16 protein-coding genes are annotated in these 20,436 nt (G+C 72.4%); 6 read left to right on the forward strand and 10 right to left on the reverse strand.

Translation table 11 applies throughout. The annotated features are described in order from the left end of the window. Positions 1 to 96: 96 nt before the first annotated feature. From OG331_RS42700 to OG331_RS42710, 3 genes are all read right to left on the reverse strand, one after another. Positions 97 to 1,074, reverse strand: coding sequence for an N-acetylglucosamine kinase (locus OG331_RS42700; RefSeq protein ID WP_406207249.1), 978 nt, complete (start codon positions 1,072 to 1,074; stop codon positions 97 to 99). After that, on the reverse strand, positions 1,071 to 1,748 hold the full coding sequence (locus OG331_RS42705) for a uracil-DNA glycosylase (RefSeq protein WP_406207252.1): 678 nt from the start codon (positions 1,746 to 1,748) through the stop codon (positions 1,071 to 1,073). Before OG331_RS42705 ends, OG331_RS42700 begins: the two co-directional genes overlap by 4 nt. A 73-nt stretch (positions 1,749 to 1,821) precedes the next feature. Further along, on the reverse strand, positions 1,822 to 2,907 hold the full coding sequence (locus OG331_RS42710; protein WP_406207255.1) for a WD40/YVTN/BNR-like repeat-containing protein: 1,086 nt from the start codon (positions 2,905 to 2,907) through the stop codon (positions 1,822 to 1,824). A 278-nt stretch (positions 2,908 to 3,185) separates the two neighbouring features. Between OG331_RS42710 and OG331_RS42715 the strand changes: the two genes are divergently transcribed. Continuing rightward, the gene (locus tag OG331_RS42715; RefSeq protein WP_406207258.1) at positions 3,186 to 3,776 is read left to right on the forward strand and encodes a hypothetical protein; all 591 of its coding nucleotides are present in this window, start codon (positions 3,186 to 3,188) and stop codon (positions 3,774 to 3,776) included. A gap of 242 nt (positions 3,777 to 4,018) precedes the next feature. On the opposite strand, the gene OG331_RS42720 is transcribed toward OG331_RS42715, so the two are convergent. Further along, complete coding sequence (locus tag OG331_RS42720) at positions 4,019 to 5,716, reverse strand: DNA alkylation response protein (protein WP_406207261.1); 1,698 nt, start codon at positions 5,714 to 5,716, stop codon at positions 4,019 to 4,021. Positions 5,717 to 5,789: 73 nt separating this feature from the next. On the opposite strand from OG331_RS42720, the gene OG331_RS42725 reads away from it, so the two are divergent. Beyond that, entirely contained in the window at positions 5,790 to 6,581 is a 792-nt protein-coding gene (locus OG331_RS42725; RefSeq protein ID WP_406207264.1) for a PaaX family transcriptional regulator C-terminal domain-containing protein, read from the forward strand. 89 nt (positions 6,582 to 6,670) lie between these two features. Here OG331_RS42725 and OG331_RS42730 read toward each other — a convergent pair whose 3' ends face one another. Both OG331_RS42730 and OG331_RS42735 read right to left on the reverse strand, forming a co-directional pair. Continuing rightward, positions 6,671 to 7,453, reverse strand: a complete 783-nt coding sequence (locus OG331_RS42730; protein ID WP_406207267.1) for a pectate lyase — start codon at positions 7,451 to 7,453, stop codon at positions 6,671 to 6,673. A gap of 89 nt (positions 7,454 to 7,542) precedes the next feature. Further along, positions 7,543 to 8,523, reverse strand: coding sequence for a polysaccharide lyase family 1 protein (locus OG331_RS42735; RefSeq protein ID WP_406207270.1), 981 nt, complete (start codon positions 8,521 to 8,523; stop codon positions 7,543 to 7,545). 324 nt (positions 8,524 to 8,847) lie between these two features. Between OG331_RS42735 and OG331_RS42740 the strand changes: the two genes are divergently transcribed. Continuing rightward, positions 8,848 to 10,161, forward strand: a complete 1,314-nt coding sequence (locus OG331_RS42740; RefSeq protein ID WP_406207273.1) for a PHB depolymerase family esterase — start codon at positions 8,848 to 8,850, stop codon at positions 10,159 to 10,161. A gap of 125 nt (positions 10,162 to 10,286) precedes the next feature. Further along, positions 10,287 to 14,663: an HAD-IC family P-type ATPase gene (locus OG331_RS42745; protein WP_406207276.1), complete on the forward strand. Its 4,377-nt coding sequence runs from the start codon at positions 10,287 to 10,289 to the stop codon at positions 14,661 to 14,663. On the opposite strand, the gene OG331_RS42750 is transcribed toward OG331_RS42745, so the two are convergent. Beyond that, entirely contained in the window at positions 14,664 to 15,743 is a 1,080-nt protein-coding gene (locus OG331_RS42750; RefSeq protein WP_406207279.1) for an NADH:flavin oxidoreductase/NADH oxidase, read from the reverse strand. Between the two features lie 151 nt (positions 15,744 to 15,894). Between OG331_RS42750 and OG331_RS42755 the strand changes: the two genes are divergently transcribed. Continuing rightward, positions 15,895 to 16,245, forward strand: coding sequence for an ArsR/SmtB family transcription factor (locus tag OG331_RS42755; protein WP_406207282.1), 351 nt, complete (start codon positions 15,895 to 15,897; stop codon positions 16,243 to 16,245). Here OG331_RS42755 and OG331_RS42760 read toward each other — a convergent pair. Beyond that, positions 16,168 to 17,580 carry a nucleobase:cation symporter-2 family protein gene (locus OG331_RS42760; RefSeq protein ID WP_406207284.1) on the reverse strand — a complete coding sequence of 471 codons (1,413 nt, stop codon included), beginning with the start codon at positions 17,578 to 17,580 and terminating at the stop codon, positions 16,168 to 16,170. The genes OG331_RS42755 and OG331_RS42760 overlap by 78 nt on opposite strands. A gap of 35 nt (positions 17,581 to 17,615) precedes the next feature. Further along, positions 17,616 to 18,971 (reverse strand): FAD-dependent oxidoreductase, encoded by a 1,356-nt coding sequence (locus OG331_RS42765; protein ID WP_406207287.1) that lies wholly within the window; start codon positions 18,969 to 18,971, stop codon positions 17,616 to 17,618. A gap of 209 nt (positions 18,972 to 19,180) precedes the next feature. Between OG331_RS42765 and OG331_RS42770 the strand changes: the two genes are divergently transcribed. Then, the gene (locus OG331_RS42770; protein ID WP_406207290.1) at positions 19,181 to 19,645 is read left to right on the forward strand and encodes a DUF6214 family protein; all 465 of its coding nucleotides are present in this window, start codon (positions 19,181 to 19,183) and stop codon (positions 19,643 to 19,645) included. A gap of 48 nt (positions 19,646 to 19,693) precedes the next feature. On the opposite strand, the gene OG331_RS42775 is transcribed toward OG331_RS42770, so the two are convergent. After that, positions 19,694 to 20,377 (reverse strand): DUF305 domain-containing protein, encoded by a 684-nt coding sequence (locus OG331_RS42775; RefSeq protein ID WP_406207293.1) that lies wholly within the window; start codon positions 20,375 to 20,377, stop codon positions 19,694 to 19,696. Positions 20,378 to 20,436: the final 59 nt, after the last annotated feature.

The raw sequence follows: 20,436 nt of genomic DNA on the forward strand, positions 1-20,436 counted from the left end.
GGGCTCCCCTGTTCGGGGAGGGTGCAGGTGAGCGGTATCCGTCCGCTTTTGTCTGATTGAGTGACGTGCAGAGTGGAACCGGGCGGCCTAGGTGGATCAGTCCCCCTTTCCGTTCACCACGCAGAGCATCGCCTCGTCACTCGGCAGAGTGAGCGCGTCCGTCGCGAGATCGGTCGCGATGCGCACGGACCCGTCGAGCGGATCCCCGGCGGCCGGCACCGTCCGCGCGGTCGGCAGCCGCTTCGCCAACTCCTCTTGCAGGGGTACGACGAGAGGGGCGCCCATCTTGAACAGACCGCCGGTGAGTGCGACTTGAGGCTCCCCCGTCGTGGGGCAGACGGCGGCCGCGGAGTCGGCCATGTGCCGTGCGGCGGCCCGCAGGATGTCGGCGGCCACCGGGTCGCCGTCGGCGCAGGCGGCCACTTGGGGAGCGAAGGAGGCCAGGACGGCAGGGCGGTCCGGCCGTGGATACAGGTTCCCGGGCAGGTTCCGCACCGGGCCGAACAGTTCCTCGGCGCGGGCCAGCAGTCCGGCCGACCCGCCGGGCCGCCCGTCGTACGCGCGCAACGCCGCCTCGAGCCCGGCCCGTCCGATCCAGGCGCCGCTGCCGCAGTCGCCGAGCAGATGCCCCCAGCCGTCCGCACGGTGCCAGTTCGTCAGGTCGGTGCCGATCGCGATGAGTCCCGTACCGGCGGCGACGACGGCACCGGGCCGCGGCCCGAGGGCGCCGACGTACGCGGTGACGGCGTCCGCGGCGAGCGCGACCCGCCCGATGCCGAACTCCCGTCCCAGCGCGTCCGGCAGTTCGGCACGCAGGGCGTCGCCCAGGCTGGCCATCCCGGCAGCGCCGACGGCGGCCGCGTCCAGCCGGTCCACACCGGCCTCGGCCGTCAGCGCCCGCACCATGGGCACGAGTTGCTCCAGGAAGTGCCCGGGGTCGATGCCCCGGTCCCCGGTACGAACCGGTTCGCGGGACTCCCGCCGGGCCGTCGCCCCACGGCCGACGGTGCCCACGACGACCCGCAGGCCGGACCCTCCTGAGTCGACGGCGAGGAACCCGGACGGGCCGGTCACGGCAGGCGCCAGTCCACCGGCTGTCCGCCCTGTTCGATCAGCAGGCCGTTGGCGCGGCTGAACGGGCGCGAGCCGAAGAAGCCGCGGTCGGCGGACATGGGGGAGGGGTGCGCGGACTCCAGTGACGGGAGTCTGCCGAGGAGGGGACGGAGGTTGCGGGCGTCGCGGCCCCAGAGGATGGAGACCAGCGGCTTGCCGCGTCCGGCGAGCGCACGGATGGCCTGCTCGGTGACCTCCTCCCAGCCCTTGCCGCGGTGCGCGGCCGGTTTGCGCGGGGCCGTGGTGAGCGCCCTGTTGAGCAGCAGTACGCCCTGCTCGGTCCACGGCGTCAGATCGCCGTTCGACGGCTGCGGCAGCCCCAGGTCGGTGTTGAGCTCCCGGTAGATGTTGAGGAGGCTGCCGGGCAGCGGACGTACGTCGGGCGCCACCGAGAACGAATGTCCCACGGCATGTCCTGGGGTCGGATACGGGTCCTGCCCGACGATCAGGACCCGTACGTCGTCGAAGGGCTGCTGGAAGGCCCTCAGGACGTTCGGCCCGGCCGGTAGATAGGTGCGTCCCGCGGCGATCTCCGCGCGCAGGAAGTCGCCCATCCCGGCGATCCGTTCGGCAACGGGTTCCAGGGCTTTCGCCCAGCCCGCTTCGACGATTTCATGCAAGGGTCGTGGTGCCACGGGCGTCACCCTACTGCCGCACGGGCGGCGGTGATCAACCAGTGGCCAAGGCCGGCCACTAAGCCCCGACGGCTCATCCGACCACCGCGGCCCGGACGCACAGCACGTCCGGCAGATGCGAAGCCAACTGCTGCCAGCTGTCGCCGTCGTCGGCCGACGCGAACACCTCGCCGTTGCGATTGCCGAAGTACACGCCCGCCGGGTCCGCGTCGTCCGTGCACATCGCGTCGCGCAGCACCGTGCCGTAGTGGTCGTCCTGCGGCAGTCCCGCCGACAGCGGCTCCCAGGTCTTGCCCGCGTCCGCCGTACGGAAGACGCGACAGCGGTGGTCGGCCGGGACGCGGTCCGAGTCGGCGTTGATCGGGAAGACGAACGCCGTGTCGCCGCGGTGGGGGTGCGCGGCCACGGAGAAGCCGAACGTGGACGGCAGGCCCTCGCCGATGTCCGTCCAGTTCGCGCCCGCGTCGTCGCTGCGGTAGACGCCCCAGTGGTTCTGCAGATACAGCCGGTCCGGCGTCGCCGCGTCCTGCGCGATCTTGTGGACGCACTGGCCGAACTCCGGGTTCGGGTCCGGCAGGAACACCGCGGAGACACCGGAGTTGGACGGCGCCCAGCTCGCACCGCCGTCGGCGGTCTTGAACACCCCCGCCGTCGAGACGGCGACCGTCACGGCCCGGGGATCGCGCTTGTCGGTGATCACGGTGTGCAGGCCCTCACCGCCGCCGCCCGGCACCCACTTCGACCGGGTCGGGTGCTCCCACAGCGGGCGGACCAGCTCGAAGGTCTCGCCGCGGTCCTCCGAGCGGTACAGCGCCGCCGGTTCCGTGCCCGCGTACACCACGTCGGGCTCCGCTGCCGCCGGGTGCAGCTGCCACACGCGCTCCAGGGAGGCGTCCGTGTCCTTGGGGAACTTGACGGCCGGCCGGGCCGGTTCGGTCCAGGTGCGGCCCAGGTCGTCGGAGTGGAACACCGACGGGCCCCAGTGGGCGCTGTCGCCGCCCGCCAGAAGTCGCGGACGCTCGCCGCGGGTGTCGATGGCGACCGAGTACACGGCCTGGGCGTTGAAGTAGGGACTCTCGTCGAACTCCCAGGCGCCACCTCGCCTCCGCCCGATGAACAGCCCCTTGCGCGTGCCCACGGCGAGCATTGTCTCGGTCATGCCGACCACCTCCGCGACGTCTTTGTCTCAGGTACCGGCCAGTCTGCACCCCGGCACTGACAGTCACCTCTGGAAAGGGTGACGCCGCAGGTCAGCGCGGCGATGATAGCCCTCCGACGGGCGCTGCGGGCACTTTCGGGAAGACGCCCGCGGGGGCCGCGTGACCCGTGCCACGGTCGATCCCGGTACGTGCAGTGAGCATCCGCCTCCCGTCTCCCGTATGGGATGGAGGCCGGTCCGGCAGGCACGTTCGTGCCCTCATGAGGAGGAAGCCCTCGATGGCGTTCCGTGGTCCGAAGGTGTGGCTGTGGCGCTGGCGGCGCAATCCGCTCAAACGCCGGGCCGACGCGGTGGAGTCCTGGGTGCTCCTCGCCGCCTGGGTACTGACTGTCCTGTGCGGAGTGCTCGCCGGCCTGGCGACGGCCCGCACGGTGGAGCAGGGAATGGCCCGGGAGCGCGTCGAGTGGCGGCCCGCCGTGGCCCTGCTCAGCGAGCAGGCGCCGGGCACGGCCGACCCGCGCTCCGGCACGTCGTCGACCAGCGAGTACGTGTGGGCGCAGGTCCGCTGGAGCGCGCGGGACGGTTCCCCGCACACCGGCCAGGCCCGCGTCCGCCCCGGCAGCGGTGTCGGCACGCCGGTCACCGTCTGGACGGACCCACAGGGCCGCCTGGTCACCCGGCCCGCCACCCCCTCCGAGGCCCGCACCCGAGCCACCCTGGTCGGCGGCCTCGCAGGCCTCTGCGCCGCGTCCGTCCCCTTCGTCGCAGGCCGGGCCCTCCGCAGCCGCCTGGAGTGCAACCGCATCGACAACTGGGGCTATGAGTGGGCACGCTTCGGGCCACTGTGGGGTGGACGGACGACCGGGTGACGGCCGTAGGGGAGCCCGGCCCATGGCTGCATCGGCGGCGGCGCAGGAGGCGGCCCGGCGACAGGCCCGGGCGGCTCACGCCTGTCCGTCGGCCCACGTCCGTCAGACTCCCGGAGCCCGGAGCCCGGAGCCCGGAGCCCGGCGTCCCAGCCGGTCAGTCCCGCGCTCTCCCAGCCGCTCCTGCGGCGCCACCGCCCGCCCCCCGGGCCGCACCTCAGTACTCGGCCCTCAGCCTTCAGCCCTCATCCCACAACACCCGGCAGCGCCCGCCCCAGAATCCCGTCCACGTCCGCCGTGTCCGGCAGTGTGCCGAAAGCGTGGCCCCAGTCGCCGCCCAGTCGGGTGGCGCAGAAGGCGTCGGCGATCGGTGTGGGGGCGTGGCGGATCAGGAGGGAGGCCTGGAGGGTGAGGGCCATCAGCTCGACCAGGCGGCGGGCGGCGGCCTCGGAGCCCGTGGCGAGCAGGGATTTCAGGCGTGCCACCGACGCGTCCAGACGCGCGTCCGCCCCCTGCGCCAGGGCGAGTTCGGCGAAGAGGGCCTCGGCCGTGTCCGGCTCTCGACTCAACGCCCGTAGGACGTCAAGGGCGTTGACGTTCCCCGAGCCCTCCCAGATCGACAGGAGCGGAGCCTCGCGGTAGTGGCGGGGCATGCCCGACTCCTCGACGTAGCCGTTGCCGCCGAGGCACTCCAGGGCCTCCGCGGTGAAGGCCGGACCGCGCTTGGTGACCCAGTACTTGCCGACGGCGGTGGCGATCCGGCGGAACGCCGCCTCGGTCCCGTCCGCGTCGTCCCCGCGCACCACCCGGTCGGCCGCGCCGGCCAGCCGTAGCGTGAGCGTCGTGGCGGCCTCGGACTCCAGCGCCAGGTCGGCCAGGACGTTGCGCATCAGCGGCTGGTCGAGCAGCCGAGCCCCGAACGCGCTGCGGTGGCGCACATGGTGGCCCGCCTCGACGAGCGTCTTGCGCATCAGCACCGCCGACGACATCACGCAGTCCAGCCGCGTGCAGTTGACCATCTCGATGATCGTCTTGACGCCCCGTCCCTCGGGCCCCACCAGCCAGGCGACGGTGCCGTCGAACTCGGGCTCGGAGGAGGCGTTGGAGCGGTTGCCCAGCTTGTCCTTCAGGCGCTGGATGCGGAACGTGTTGCGGCTGCCGTCGGGCAGGACTCGCGGCACGAGGAAGCAGGACAGCCCGCCCGGCGCCTGCGCCAGGACCAGGAAGACGTCGCACATGGGCGCCGAGGTGAACCACTTGTGCCCGCGCAGGGTGTACACCCCGGGCTCGGCCGTCGGTGACGCCGTGGTGGTGTTCGTACGGACGTCGGAGCCGCCCTGCTTCTCGGTCATCCCCATGCCCGCGAGCAGCCCCCGCTTCTCGGTGGGCACGCGCAGCTCCGGGTCGTACTCCCGGCTGGTCAGCAGCGGTTCGTAGACCTTCGCCAGCTCGGGCTGCCGGCGCAGCACGGGGACGGCGGCGTACGTCATCGACGTCGGGCAGCCGTGCCCCGCCTCCGTGTGCCCCCACACCAGCCCGCCCGCGGTCCGCGCGACATGCGCTCCGGGCCGCTCGTCCGCCCAGGGCGCCGCCGCCAGCCCCTCGCCGACCGCGACCCGCATCAGGTGGTGCCAGCTCGGATGGAACTCGACCTCGTCGACCCGGTGGCCGTACCGGTCGTGCGTACGCAGCTCGGGCTCGTGGCGGTTGGCCTGCTCACCCCACTCCTGCGCCTCGGCGCTCCCGGCCCGCAGGCCCAGCCGCCGGATGTCCTCCTCGGCCCACGCGGCCCCCTCGCGGCGCAGCCCCTCGATCAGGGCCGTGTCCTCGGACGCGTCGTACGGCGCCAGGGGAGGGGGCTGGTTGGTGACGTCGTGGGTGCCGTACTGCCCGGACTGCTCCGGCGCGGCTCCGGACTGCTCCTGCGCGAGTATCGAGACCATGCCGCAGTGTTGCACTGTCGCTGCGGTTGCAGCAATCCTGTAATACTCCGAGCCGGCACGTAAGGTCCTGGTCATGCCGAACAACGCGTCACCGCCGACCGGGGAGGCGGACCTGCGCCCGCTGTCCGCCCGGTCGGTCGTCCTGAGCCTGCTGCTGGGTCTGCATCCGCCCGAGCTGCCGGTGAAGGAGCTGGTGCGCAGCGTGGAGCCGTTCGGGATCGCGGGGTCCACCGTGCGGGCCGCGCTCAGCCGGATGGTGGCGGCCGGTGACCTGCGGCGCGCCGACACGGTCTACCGGCTCAGCGACCGGCTGCTGGAACGCCAGCGACGCCAGGACGACGCCGTTCACCCCGAGACCCTGCCCTGGGACGGCGACTGGGAGATGATCGTCGTCACCGCCACGGGCCGCGGCCCCGCCGAACGCGCTGAACTGCGCACCGAGCTGACCCGGCTCCGGCTCGCCGAGCTCCGCGAGGGCGTCTGGCTGCGCCCGGCCAATCTGCTCCGGCCCCTGCCGGGCGACGTCGCCCAGGTGGCCCAGAGCTACACGGCCCGCCCCGACCGCCCCGCACCCGAGCTCGCCGCGAGCCTGTGGCCGCTGGACGCCTGGGCCCGCACCGGACGTGCCCTGCTCGCCCGGGTCGCCCACGCGCGGCGGCCGTCCGACCGCTTCACCGCCTTCGCGGCCGTCGTACGGCACCTGCTCGCCGACCCGGTACTGCCCCCTGAACTCCTCCCGGCCGACTGGCCGGGTGACCGGCTGCGCGCCGCGTACGCGGACTACCGACGGGAGCTCGCGGAGGACGTACGCGCGCGTGACGGGCACGACGCCACCGACAGCGCACGCGCGCGTGCCCGCAACTGACCGCACACGACACGACGGCCGCCCGAAGCGCCGTGCGGGGACGCTTCGGACGGCCGCGTTCACCGTGGGGGGCTACGTGCGAGCGGGTGCTACCGGTAGGTGATGTCCGAGCTGGAGTACAGGCAGTTCGTGCTGTCCGGCCCGGTACCCACGGCCGTGTTGTTGTTGTACTTCTGGCACGGGACGACCTTGCGGCCGGCGTCGTTGAGGATCGTGATGCCGCGCAGCGTCGCCACGTCGTTGCGGTTGACGTTGATGCCGACGAGGCGTGCGGTGGACCCCGTACCGGTCACCTCGATGTTGCTGAGGTTGACCTTGCGCGTGTACTGCGTGGAGCAGTCGCCGCACGAGCGGTACAGCGTCTTGAAGTCGCTGACGGCGAAGTTGGAGATGTTCAGGGTGCCGGGCCCGTTGTGCTGGAAGACCTTGTCGGCGGCCTTCTTGGCGCCACCGCCGGTCACGGTGTAGGTGGAGCCGCCCCGGAAGGTGGCCGCGTCCTCGCCGACGTCCTCCCACCACACGTTCTGCAGCGTGCAGTTGCCCTCGCAGTGGATGCCGTCGGCGCCGGGTGCGCCGATGATGACGTTCTTCAGCGTCGCGCCGGCCGCGAGCTTGAAGATCGGGTCCTGGCCCTCCTCCTGACCGTCGCCGGCGAGGTCGCCGCTGCCGTAGTAGCGGACCATGCCGCCGTCGCGGACGCCGGACACGGAGATGGTGGAGCTCACCGGCTGGCTGCTGCTCGGCGTGGGCCAGGTGGCGGCGTTCGCGGGCGGTGCGCCGACTGTCGTGATCATGACAGATGAGAGGCCGAGAGCGGTCAGACCGCCGGTCAGTGCGCGCCGACGGGCGCGGGGCTTTGCGGGTGAAGTCATGTCCCGTATGCCTTCTTCCGGTTGTGGGGGTGTCGGATGGGTGGTGCCGGATCTTCTTCCTGGCGGGGGTGGGCAGACCTGTGGGGAGGTCAGAGCCTCCCGGCGCCCGCGCCGGACGTCACCGAGGCGACGACGGTGGACGCGGACTCCGCGGTGTAGCCGTAGGGCGGCGTGGTGAAGGTGCCGACCCGGGAGATCTCGGTCGCGGCCCCGCCGAGATCGTTGCCGCGGAGGTTGGCGTAGCCGTCCACGTCGCTGCTGCGGTTCGTGGTGACGGCGATCTTGGTGTCGCGGAAGACGTTGTTCTCCACGAGCATCTGGGCGCCCATGCGCGAGTGGCAGGCGGTGTCGGCGCCGGTCACGTGGTTGTTGTAGAAGTGCCCGGTGCCGAAGCGCAGGCTGGGGATGCGCGAGTAGACATTGCTGAACTGGTTGTGGTGGTACGTCACCTTCAGGTGCCCGGTGTCCTCGCTCGCGTTGTTGTCGCTGTGTCCGACGAGCGAGCCCTTGAAGTGGTCCTTGAAGGTGTTCCAGGACACCGTGACGTCGTCCGAGCCGTGATTGATGTCCAGCAGGCCGTCGTAGTGGTCCTTGTCGTGATCGCGGTCGGCCGAGAAGGAGTTGTGGTCGATCCACACCTTCGTCGACTCCTGGACCGTGACGCCGTCGGCAGGCGCCACCGGCTTGCTGATGTTCAGGTTCCGGACGACGACGTTGGTGACCTCCTTCAGGCGCAGCCCGCCGCCGGTGAAGCCGGACGACGAACCGACGCCCAGCACCGTGGTGTTGGAGCCGACGTCGACCTGACCGCTCAGCGAAATGAGGCCGTTGACCCGGACGACCTTGGCGGAGTTGCCGGTCACCGCCGTCCTGAAGGCGTCCAGCGTCGAGACGGTGACCGCCGAGGCATTGCCGCCGCCGGTCGTCCCGGCACCGAACCCGACCGGCGAGGTCTCGGCCGCACCGGCCGGCTGCGGCAGGACGATGACGGCCGCGGTGGCGAGGACGGCTGCTGCGGCCGTCGCCAGTGCGGTTCTTTGCGGGCGTGCACGTGGGGGGAGAGTTCGCATGCGGGTGCGTCCCTTCGGGAGGAGCGACACGATCATGTACGTGAACTGTGAACGTCATGCAGAACGCCGCGCGCGGGCGGTGTGGCCATGTCGGGGGTGCTGCGAAGCGAGTCGGTCACACTGCTGAACGGAACGTAGAGGGCAAGCGCTTTCTGGTCAACGCTTTGCGCAGAAGAATTCGGTCAGCCCTGGTGGGGGTAAGGGCTCTCATGCTTGAGGTGTGGGAGCGCTTCCATGGTGGCCGTGTCCATGTCACGATGCCCTCGCTGTGAGGCCTCTGCCGCGCCCGGAGAGGCCACTCCCGCGACCCGAAGGGACGAGGACGTGCCCACCCCCATCCGCACGACCGCGACAAGAAAGCTCCGGACGCTGCTCGCCGCCCTCCTGCCGCTGTTGGCGGCCCTGCTCGTCGCCGCCCCCACGGCCGCCGCACGCACCGACGCCGCCGACGCCGTGCCGACCGCGACCCTCACCGAGGTCACCGACTTCGGCACCAATCCCAGCAACCTGCGGATGTACGTGTACGTACCGGCCGGCGTCACCGCCAACCCGGCGGTCCTGGTCGCCGTGCACTGGTGCACCGGCTCAGGGCCGGACATGTACAACGGCACCGAGTACGACACACTCGCCGACCAGTACGGGTTCGTCGTGGTCTACCCGTCCGTCACCCGCAGCAGCAAGTGCTTCGACGTCTCCTCGCCGCAGGCGCTGCGGCGCGACGGCGGCAGCGACCCGGTCGGCATCAGGTCCATGGTCGACTGGGTGACCCGCACCTACGACGCCGACACCGGCCGTGTCTTCGCCACCGGCATCTCCTCCGGCGCGATGATGACGAACGTCCTGCTCGGCGACTACCCCGACGTCTTCGCCGCGGGCGCCGCCTTCTCGGGCGTCCCCTTCGGCTGCTTCGCCACCACCGACGGCGCCGAGTGGAACAGCGCCTGCGCGAACGGCACCGTCACGCACACCCCGCAGCAGTGGGGTGACCTGGTGCGGGGCGCCTACCCCGGCTTCAGCGGACCCCGCCCGCGCATGCAGCTGTGGCACGGCACCGAGGACGACGTCCTGCGCCACCCCAACCTCGGGGAGATGATCAAGCAGTGGACGAATGTCCAGGGCGTCAGTCAGACCCCGGCCGCCACGGACACGCCCCAGTCCGGCTGGACCCGCACCCGCTACGGCGGCACCGGCGACCGCGCCCCCGTCGAGGCGATCAGCCTCCAGGGCGTCGGCCACAACCTGTACGGCTACGGCATGGCTGCCCGGGTGCTCGCCTTCTTCGGCCTCGACAGCGGCGGCCCCGCACCCCAGCCGCAGCCCGGCGCCTGCAAGGTGACCGCGACCACCAACGCCTGGAACACGGGCCTGACCGCCTCCGTGACGATCACCAACACGGGCACGACGGCGATCAACGGCTGGAGGCTCGGCTTCACCCTGCCCGCCGGCCAGTCCATCACCAGCGGACGGGGAGCCACGTACGCCCCGGCCGCCGGCGCGGTGACGGGGAGCAGCGCCCCGTACAACGCGGTGCTCGCGCCCGGGGCGAGCGTCAGCATCGGCTACCAGGCGGACCACACCGGGAACAGCGCGGCGCCGGGCGCCTTCACGCTGGGCGGGACGGCCTGCGCTTCAGGGTGATCGACCTCGACGACGAGGCAGGGCCGGGGGAGATCCTTCGCGTCCCTGTGCGCGGATGACATGCCGTTTTGCGGGAACCCGGCGGCACGGAAGCCGACGTCGAACGAGCTGAGCGAGGGCGAGCGATGGTTCTGGGACTGCTCACACGTCCGACGGCCGCCGCAGCCGAGATGGTCGCGGCCGGGCCCCGGCTGCTCGCCCGAGGAGCCGCTCCCGCGGTGGGAATCGCCGCCGGGGCGGTCGCCGGAACGGCCCGGGCCGGGGTACGGAGTGCCGACAGCGCGGCGCGTGTCGTGCGCGTCGCCCGCAACTCGCTGCCCCTTCGCCCGCAACCCTGGCGGTCCGGCGCCCGGACCCATCTCGCCCTGCGCCCCGAGGCGCCGGAGCGAGTAGGGCTGGAGGGCGGCATGGAGCACGCCGCCCGCAAGGTCGCCGAGACGCTGATGGAGCGGCCCGACGTGGCGCTCGCCTACTGGGACGGCGGGCTGAGCCGACTCGTGGTGACCGCCGTCGAGGAGTCGGCCGGCGACCAGGTGGTGGACAGGGCGGTCGAGATCGCGGCACGGCACGGCCTGGCCCGGACGGACAATTCGGTCGACGAGATCACCCACCCCGCAGACCCCGCCGGGGTGCGGGCCGCCGCCACGACGCTCGCCGCCGACGGGGTGGGCATCGCGGCGGCGTTCGCCGGCTACGCGCTGCGCCTGCCGACCACGCCCCGGTCGGTGACCGCGCTCGTGACGCTGCTGCGGGAGAACCCGCGCTTCCGGGGCTGGCTGCGTGCCAGGATCGGCCGCTCCCGCATGGACCTGGTGCTGGCCATGGCTAACGCGGCCGTCCACGGGGCCGGCCGGACCCCGACCGCTCTCGTGCTCGACGGCACGCTGCGCTCGCTCCAGCTGGCGGAGACGGTGGCCCGCGTGGCGGCGTTCGAGAAGGTCCACGACGAGGTCTCCGCGCCGGACCGGCCCAGCGTGGCCGGGGCACACTTCCCGCGCCCGCCGCTGCGCACCTCGCCGGCCCAGGAGTACGCCGCGCACGCCGAGACCGGCAGCCTGGTCGGTGCGGCGGCCATGCTGCTGGTCAAACACGACGGCACCGAGGCGGCGGAGGCGGTGCTCGCCGGCTCGCCCAAGGCCGCACGCTACGGACCCGCCGCCTTCCACGCCGTACTGAGCTCCGCGCTGTCCCGCGACGGCGTCCTGGTGCGGGACCCGGAGCGGCTGCGGCAGCTGGAGATGGCCGACACCGTGGTCCTGCATCCGAGCGCCCTGCGGACCCCGGGCGCCGACGCCGACCCGTGGGCGGAGACCGTGCTGGACGCGGCGCGGCGCGCGGGTCTGCGGGTCGTGATGGTGGACGACCCTGCGCTGGCCGACTTCACGAACCTCGCCGACCAGGTGGTCCGCGACGAGCGGTCGCTGAGCGACGTGGTGAACGCGCTGCGCGCCGAGAAGGACAGCGTCGTCGTCACGGTCGCGCGGCCGGCGCAGGACGACGAGGACATCCTCGCCGGACTGCTCGCCGGCGATGTCGCCGTCGCCCTCACCGACCGCGACGGAGCCGTCGTCTGGAGCGCCGACGTGCTGGCCCTGCACGGGCTTGCGGACGTGTGGCGGCTGTTGCGGGCGGTTCCGGCCGCGCGCGGCGTCGGTCGCAGGTCGCAGGTGCTGGCCCGCTCCGGTGCCGCCCTGTCCGGACTCCTGGTGGCCATCGGCAAGTCCGCGCGCGGGCGCCCCACGCCGTGGCCCGGGCTGCGGCACACGCCGGTCGACGTCAGCGCCGCATGGGCCCTGCTGACCGGCGGACGAGCGGCCCTCGGGGTTGCGACGGCCCGCGCACCGCACCCCCGGCCGCGCGTGGCCTGGCACGAACTGGAGCACACCGAGGTCCGCGAACGGCTGGAGCACGAGACGGGCCCGGAGCCGACCGTCCCCGAGCAGGTCACCGGCGGCGCGCGCAAGACGATCCGCAGGATGGGCCGGCACCCCCTGTTCGCACCGCTGAGCGGACCGGTCCAGCTCGCCCGGGCCGTGCGCGGCGAGCTCGACGACCCCCTCACCCCGGTGCTGGCCGTCGGCTCGGCCGCCGAGGCGATCCTCGGCTCCGTGGTGGACGCCCTCCTGGTCGTCGGCGCGCTCGACCTGAACGCCCTGGTCGGCGGCGTCCAGCGGATGCGGGCCGAGCGGGCCCTGTCCGGACTGCTGGCGAAGCAGCAGCAGAAGGCGCGCGTCACCACCGAGGAACCCGAGTCCCAGCCGCACGTCGTGGACGCCGCCAGGCTCAGCCCCGGCGACCTGATCGAACTCCGGGCGGACGACGTGGTGCCCGCCGATGCCCGGCTGGTGTGGGAGGACGGCCTGGAGGTGGACGAGTCCGCGCTGACGGGGGAGTCCCTGGCCGCGGACAAGGGGATCGAACCGACGCCGGACGCCGCCGTGCCGGACCGCAGCTCCATGATCTTCGAGGGCACCACCGTGGTGGCCGGACATGCCCGGGCCATCGTGGTGGACACCGGGGACCGGACGGAGGCCGCCCGGGCCGTGGCCCTCGCCGCCCGCACCCCGCCGTCCGCCGGAGTACAGGCCAGGCTGCGGGAACTCACCGACAAGGCCCTGCCGTTGACCCTCGCCGGCGGCGCCGGGGTGACCGCGCTGTCGCTGCTGCGCGGCACGCCGATCCACCGGGCGGTCAGCGGAGGGGTGGCGGTGGGCGTCGCCGCCGTGCCCGAAGGGCTGCCGCTGGTGGCGACCGTCGCGCAACTGGCCGCCGCCCGTCGGCTCAGCCGCCGCGGAGTCCTCGTCCGCGCCCCGCGCACCCTTGAGGCGCTCGGCCGGATGGACACCATCTGCTTCGACAAGACCGGCACCCTCACCGAGAACAAGCTCCGCCTGGTCCGCGTGACGGACGCCGACGGCAAGGTGCACAAGCCCGAGGAAGACGACGACACGCTGCGGACCGCGGCACGCGCCTGCCCCCAGCTGAACGGCGGCTCGGACCGGCCGGTGCACGCCACCGACGAGGCCGTCCTGGACGCGGCCGGCCCCGACCCCGAGTGGTCCCAGAACGAGGGCCTGCCCTTCGCGGCCGACCGTGGCTACGCCGCCGCAGTCGGCCGGGCCGGGGACGGCACCGCGGTACTCGTCGTCAAGGGCGCCCCCGAGACGGTGCTGCCCGCCTGCGCCGACCTGCCCTCCTCGGCATCGGACGCGGCCCACGAGCTGGCCGGCGGCGGACTGCGGGTCCTGGCGGTGGCCCGGCGCCGGCTCGACTCGGCGGACAAGGATGCGGACGTCCTGGAACAGCCCCTGGAAGGCCTGGAGTTCACCGGCCTGCTCGCCCTCGCCGACGTACCGCGAGCCACCTCCACAGCTCTGGTCGAGGGCCTGCGCGAGGCAGGCGTACGACCCGTCATGCTGACCGGCGACCATCCGCAGACCGCGCGGGCGATCGCCGCCGAACTGGGCTGGCCCGAGGACACCGGCGTGGTCACGGGCGACGAACTGGCGTCCGCGGACCGGGAGGAACGCGCCCGGATGCTGCGCGACATGGGCGTCGTGGCCCGCGTCGCCCCCGAGCAGAAACTCCAGGTCGTCGAGGCACTGCGGGACGCCGGGCGCGTGGTCGGCATGGTCGGCGACGGGGCCAACGACGCCGCGGCCATCCGCGCCGCCGACATCGGCGTCGGCATCGACGCCCGCGGCTCGGCGGCCGCCCGCAACGCCGCCGACCTCGTCCTCACCACGGCCGACCTGACGGTCCTGATCGAGGCGGTCGCCGAGGGCCGGGCCCTGTGGCACAGCGTCGCCGACGCCATCGCCATCCTGATCGGCGGCAACGCCGGCGAGGTGGGCTTCGGCCTCCTCGGCACGCTCCTGTCGGGCGCCGCGCCCCTGTCCACCCGTCAGATGCTGCTGGTGAACCTGTTCACGGACCTGTTCCCGGCCATGGCGGTGGCGGTGACGCCGAAGGAGCCGGAGGGAGCCGATGCGGAATCCGCGACGGAGGACGCGGATGCGGAGCAGCAGGGCGCGGCCTCCGAAGCGGCCCCCGCAGGAACCGAACCCCTGGGCACCTCACTCCTCGGCGCACCCCTGATCCGCAAGATCCGCCACCGCGCCCTGACCACCACCCTGGGCGCCACGTCCGCCTGGCTGATCGGCCGCTTCACCCCGGGCACCGCCCGCCGCTCCACCACGATGGCCCTGTGCGCGGTGGTCGGCACGCAGCTCGCCCAGACCCTGGCCGACCGCCGGGGCAGCACGCTGGTCCGCGTGACCGCCCTCGGCTCGGCGGCGGCCCTCGCCGTCCTGGTCGAGATCCCCGGCCTCAGCCGGCTCTTCGGCTGCACGCCGCTCGGCCCGGTCGCCTGGGCGGGCGTCGCCGCGTCGATCGCGCTCGCGGTGTTCGGCCAGCGCACCCTGCCGCACCTGGAGCGGATGGTGGCCCGGTACCTGCCGACCACCTCCGGCGACGCGGCATCGGCGGCGTCCGCCGCGTGATCAGACGGACCGGTGGTACTGGTCGGGCACGTGCACGTCCCCGCCGAGCTCCCGAGCCGCGTGCCGCGCCCACGACGGGCTGCGCAGCAGCTCACGGCCGAGCAGGACGGCGTCCGCCTCGCCGTTCGCGATGATCTTCTCCGCCTGTTCGACGTCCGTGATCAGTCCGACCGCGGCGACCGGCAACGTGGTCTCCGTCCTGACCCGCGCGGCGAACGGCACCTGGTAGCCCGGGCCGACGGGGATCCGGGCGCCGGAAGCGTTGCCGCCGGTCGAGACGTCCAGCAGGTCGATGCCGTGTGCCTTGAGGTCGGCGGCGAAGCGGACCGTGTCGTCGGCGGTCCAGCCGTCCTCCTCCAGCCAGTCGGTCGCCGAGATCCGGAAGAACAGCGGCTTGTCGTCCGGCCACACCTCCCGAACGGCGTCCACGACCTGGAGCGCGAAACGGGTGCGGTTCTCGTACGAGCCGCCGTACTCGTCGGTGCGGTGGTTGGAGTACGGGGAGAGGAACTCGTTGATCAGATAGCCGTGGGCGCCGTGGATCTCGGCGATCTCGAAGCCCGCGGCGAGGGCGCGGCGCGCGGCGTCCGCGAACTGCCCCACGACCTCCTGGATCTCGGCGACCGTCAGCTCGGTCGGCACCGGGTGCCCGTCGGCGAACGGGACCGCGCTCGGCGCCACCGGCTGCCACCCGTGGCCGTCGTGTCCCACCGGCGCGCCGCCCTTCCAGGGCTGGTCGGTCGACGCCTTGCGGCCGGCGTGGGCCAGCTGGATCGCCGGCACCGTGCCCTGCGACACCAGGAAGCGGGTGATCCGGCGGAACGCCTCTACCTGGGTGTCGTTCCAGATCCCCAGGTCGTACGGGGAGATCCGGCCCTCGGGGCTGATGCCCGTGGCCTCGACGATGATCAGCCCTGTGCCGCCGGCCGCGCGGGCCGCGTAGTGCGCGAAGTGCCAGTCGTTGGGGGCGCCCGCGTCGGGGCCCTCCGGCGCGGCCGAGTACTGGCACATCGGGGGCATCCACACCCGGTTCGGGATCGTCACATCGCGCAGGGTGTAGGTCTCGAAGAGCGCACTCACGGCGGACTCCATTCGTCACGGGGACCAGCGGTCGACTCGTACGATAGGCATCGTAGTACGGCATGTGTCAAACTACGAGAGCTCTCGTACAATGGGGGAACCCGAGCAAGGGGGAATCCCGAGCACGGGAACCCGACGAAGTGGAGCCGCCGTGACCAGCGCCGCTGTCAGCAGCCGTGACCTCCCGCACCCGGCGCGCGAGGAGATCCTTCTGGAAGGCGTGCTGCACGCGCTGTCCGATCCGATGCGGCTGCAGATCGTGCGAGAGCTCGCCGCCGTCGGCGACGAGCTCTCCTGTTCGCAGTTCGACCTGCCCGTGACCAAGTCCACCACCACGCACCACTTCCGGGTGCTGCGCGAGAGCGGTGTGATCCAGCAGGTCTACCGGGGCACGGCCAAGATGAACGGCCTGCGCAAGGACGACCTAGACGGCCTCTTCCCGGGACTTCTCGACGCCCTTCTCGACGCCGCCGCCAGACAGGCCGTCCGGCTCGGCGCCTGAATCCGCTGAACCACCTGAACGGTCTGAACCGGCCTTCGCGGGCAGGTGGTTGAAGAGCAGGTTCAGCACGATCGCCGTCAGACAGCCCGCGCTGATCCCGCTGTTCATCACCGTCTGGAACCAGTCCGGGAACTTCTCGTAGACCGTCGGCACACCGACCGGCAGCATGCCCATGGCCACGGAAACGGCCACCACCGTCAGGTTGTTGTTGCCCCTGAAGTCCACCTGGGTGAGCGTCCTGAGGCCGCTGGCGGCCACGGTCCCGAACATCACCAGGCCCGCACCGCCCAGCACCGGAGCCGGTATCGCCGCCACCACCGCGCCCAGCTTGGGCAGCAGACCGAGCAGCACGAGGATCCCGCCCGCGGTCGCGACCACCCAGCGGCTGCGCACGCGGGTCATGCCGACGAGGCCCACGTTCTGTGCGTACGCCGTGTACGGGAAGGTGTTGAAGACGCCGCCCAGCACGGTCGACAGGCCGTCGGCACGCAGGCCGTCCGACAGGGAGCGCGGCTCGACCTTGCGGTCCGTCATCTCGCCGACCGCGATCAGGTCACCGGTCGTCTCGGTCATCGTCACCAGCGCCACCACCAGCATCGACACGATGGCCGAGAACTCGAAGGTGGGCGCCCCGAAGTGGAACGGCGTGCTGATCCCGACCCAGTCGGCGTCCCCGACTCCGCCGAAGTCCGTGAACCCGAACGGCACGGCCACCGCGAGCCCGACCACGATGCCGATCAGTACCGCGATCCGGCTCAGGAACGCCGGCGCGAACCGCTGCACCCCGAGCACCACCGCCAGGACGAACGCCGCCAGCGCGAGGTTCTTCGGTTCCCCGAAATCCGCCGAACCGGCGCCACCCGCGGCCCAGTTGCCCGCGACCGGCAGCAGCGACAGCCCGATGATCAGGATCACGGTGCCGGTGACGAGGGGAGGGAAGAATCGGAGCAGCCTTCCGAAGACCGGTGCCAGCAGCACGATCGCGAGGCCCGCGACGATCACCGAACCGTAGATCGCGGGGAGTCCGCCACCCGTGGTGCCGATGAGCACCATCGGCGATACGGCGGCGAAGGTGCAGCCCTGCATGATCGGCAGCCGCACGCCGAAGCGCCAGAAGCCGATGCACTGGATCAGCGTCGCGATGCCGCACACCAGGAGGTCGGCGGTGATCAGATACGCCAGGTCCGCGGGCGGGAGCTTCATCGCGCCGCCGACGATGAGGGGGACGGCGACGGCACCCGCGTACATCGCGAGGACGTGTTGGAGGCCGAAGGCGGCCAGCTGGCGCTTGGGCGGGATCTCGTCGACAGGGTGCACGGGTGCTGTTGCGGTCATGGGCGAGACCGTAGGCTCCTTGAACAGAGTGTTGATTACGGAGGTGTTGCTGATTCGTTGCTGTGCGCGGCGTTCATCAGCGACTCCCAGTCGGGGAGCTTCACCACACCCCTGCCCAGCGACGCACCCAGCGCCACCTCCGCCCGCTCGATCGCGCACCAGCCCTGCCACTCGACCGGGTCGATCCCCTCGGCGCGCAGTGCCGTGAGCGGATCCTCGGGCAACTCCCGCTGTACGAGTGCGGAGGCGTCCTCCAGCAGTGACGTCACCGTCTCCTTCGCGCACGGACGGTTCGTGCCGATGACGCCCGTCGGGCCGCGCTTGATCCAGCCGGCGACGTACTCGCCCTGCGCGACGAGGCCCTCGCGCAGGACGCGGCCCGCGAGATGCGGGACCGTGCCGGTCGCGGGGTCGAACGGCAGGCCCTCCAGGGGGACTCCGCGATAGCCGACAGAACGCAGCACCAACTGGGCCTCGATGTCCTCGTACCGGCCCGTGCCCGTCACCCCGCCCTGTCCGTCCGGCGCCGTCCGCTCGAAACGGACCGCGCCCACGCGTCCGGCGTCGGCGAGGAGTTCGACGGGGCGCAGGAAGAAGCGCAGCGCGATGCGATGGCCGGCGCCCTGTGCCGGTGCCCCGGCCCAGGCGCGCAGCGCCTCCACGTTGCGGCGCTGCGCGGCGGGCAGTGCGGAGGGGTCGGCGTAGTCGGGATCCAACGCCAGCTCCTGCGGATCCACGATCACTTCGGTGTCCGGCAGGGTGCCCAGCTCGCGGAGCTCCTTGGTGGTGAAGCGGGCCTGCGAAGGGCCACGTCGGCCCACCATGCTGATGTCGGCCACCCGGCTCGCTGCGAGGGCGGTGAGTGCCGCCTGCGGCATGTCGGTGGGGCTCAGCTCCGCCGTGCCCCGCGCGAGCATCCGCGTGACGTCGACCGCGACGTTCCCGACGCCGATGACCACCGCCGAGCGCGCGCCGAGGACGAAACCGTCGTCGATGGCGTCCGGGTGGGCGCTGTACCAGGACACGAACTCGGTCGCCGACCAGCTGCCCGGCAGGTCCTCGCCGGGAATCCCGAGGTGCCGGTCGGTGGCGGCGCCCACGCAGTACACGACGGCGTGGTACAGCTCCCGCAACCGGGCCGTCGGCACCCCGTCCGGGCCGATCTGGACGCCGCCGAGGAACCGCACCCGCTCGTGCTCCAGGACGGTCCGCAGATTGTTCTGCAGGGACTTGATCTTCTCGTGGTCCGGCGCCACCCCGTAGCGCACCAGGCCGTACGGGCACGGCAACCGGTCCAGGACGTCGACGACCACGTCGGGGTCCTGCTGTACAAGGCCCTGGGCGGTGTAGCACCCGCTCGGCCCGGAGCCGACCACGGCGACATGCAGCACGGCGGAACTCCTTGTCGGAGGGACCTTCGGGGGTCTTCAGGAGTCGCTCTCGAGTCCAGCATCGCACCGCTTCCGCTCCGCTGACAGGGTGCTGTGCGCCGTACGGGACGCGTGTTCGTTCGTATGGAATGTGATCATGCGGTTACGTTGCGTGTGTGCTGGAAGCATCCTTTCTTAATCTTTCCGATCGCCGTGCGACGGACGCTGCCGTGTCCGTGTGGCCCGCGTGGGCAGTGCGGGACGACACCGGGGCCACCGCGTGGTTCGGGATCCGGCTGGAGTTCGGCGACGGCGCCCGGGTCGACGCGCTCGCCGTGGTGTGCGAGGGGTGCGTCTCGATCGAGGACGTACGGGCCGAGCCGGCGCTGTCCCTCGACGACCTCACGGCGCTCGCCGACTGGATCGAGGCTCCGCTGTCCGAGGCGTGCGGGGTCGGGGCGGGGCCCGGGGCGGACGGCGAGGGTGCCGGGTCCGGTCTGGTCGTGCCGGCCTGGCCCCGGGGCGTCGAGGGGCAGTGGCTGGTGGCGCAGAAGTACCGTGCGGCCCAGGAGCAGGGCGTCGACCCCGTCCTCGCGGTGATGCGTGCGACGGGGCAGGACCGCCGGAAGTCGCTCAGGCTGATCGGGCAGGCGCGTGACGCCGGCTTCCTGACCCGGCGCCGGGCCCGCCGCTGAGCGTGGCCCGGATGGCGGTCCCGGCGGCGGGCGTGGCGACCGGAGCCGTCAGAGCATGTCCCGCATCCGCGTGACCTCGCTCGTCTGCTGAGCCGCCACCTCGTCGGCCATCTCCTCGATCTGGATGTTGTTGCCCTGCCCCTTCACGTCGGTGGCCATGGTGACCGCCCCGTCGTGATGGGTGATCATCAGCGTCAGGAAGAGCTGGTCGAACGCCTTCCCCTGCGCCGCCCGCAGCTTCTCCAGCTGTGCCTCGGTCGCCATGCCGGGCATGGATCCGTGCTCGTGGCCGTCGCTCTTCTCGGCCTTGCCGTGGTTCTTCAGCCAGCCCTTCATGGCGGTGATCTCCGGACCCTGCGCGGCGCCGATGCGCTCGGCGAGTTTCCTGACCTGCGCCGACTCGGCCCGGTCCGGGACGAGTTCGGTCATCTCCAGGGCCTGGGCGTGGTGCTCGATCATCATCCGCGCGTAGGAGACGTCCGCCGAGTTGGGGGAGTCGTCCTCGGCGCGCTGCTGTGCCGCCTCCTCGGCGGACAGCACCCGGTTCGACTCCCCGGGCTTGCCCGGCACGATCACCGAAGGGCCGCTCCGCGGGGCCGACTTGGCGTCGGAATCGGAGTCGCAGCCGCCGAGCACGAGCACGGTCAGGGCGGCCAGGGAGGCCGTAGCGAAGCGCGCCCGGCTGCAAGGCGCTTTCGTTACATGTCTATTGCCCGCTCTTGAAATGTGCATGATGAAGACGATACTCGGGCGTGCGTGAACCGTTCCAGTGCGAACGGCACAAGGGAGGA

This window comes from Streptomyces sp. NBC_01017 (assembly GCF_045162795.1).
In the GTDB taxonomy this organism is placed as follows: Bacteria; Actinomycetota; Actinomycetes; order Streptomycetales; family Streptomycetaceae; genus Streptomyces; species Streptomyces machairae.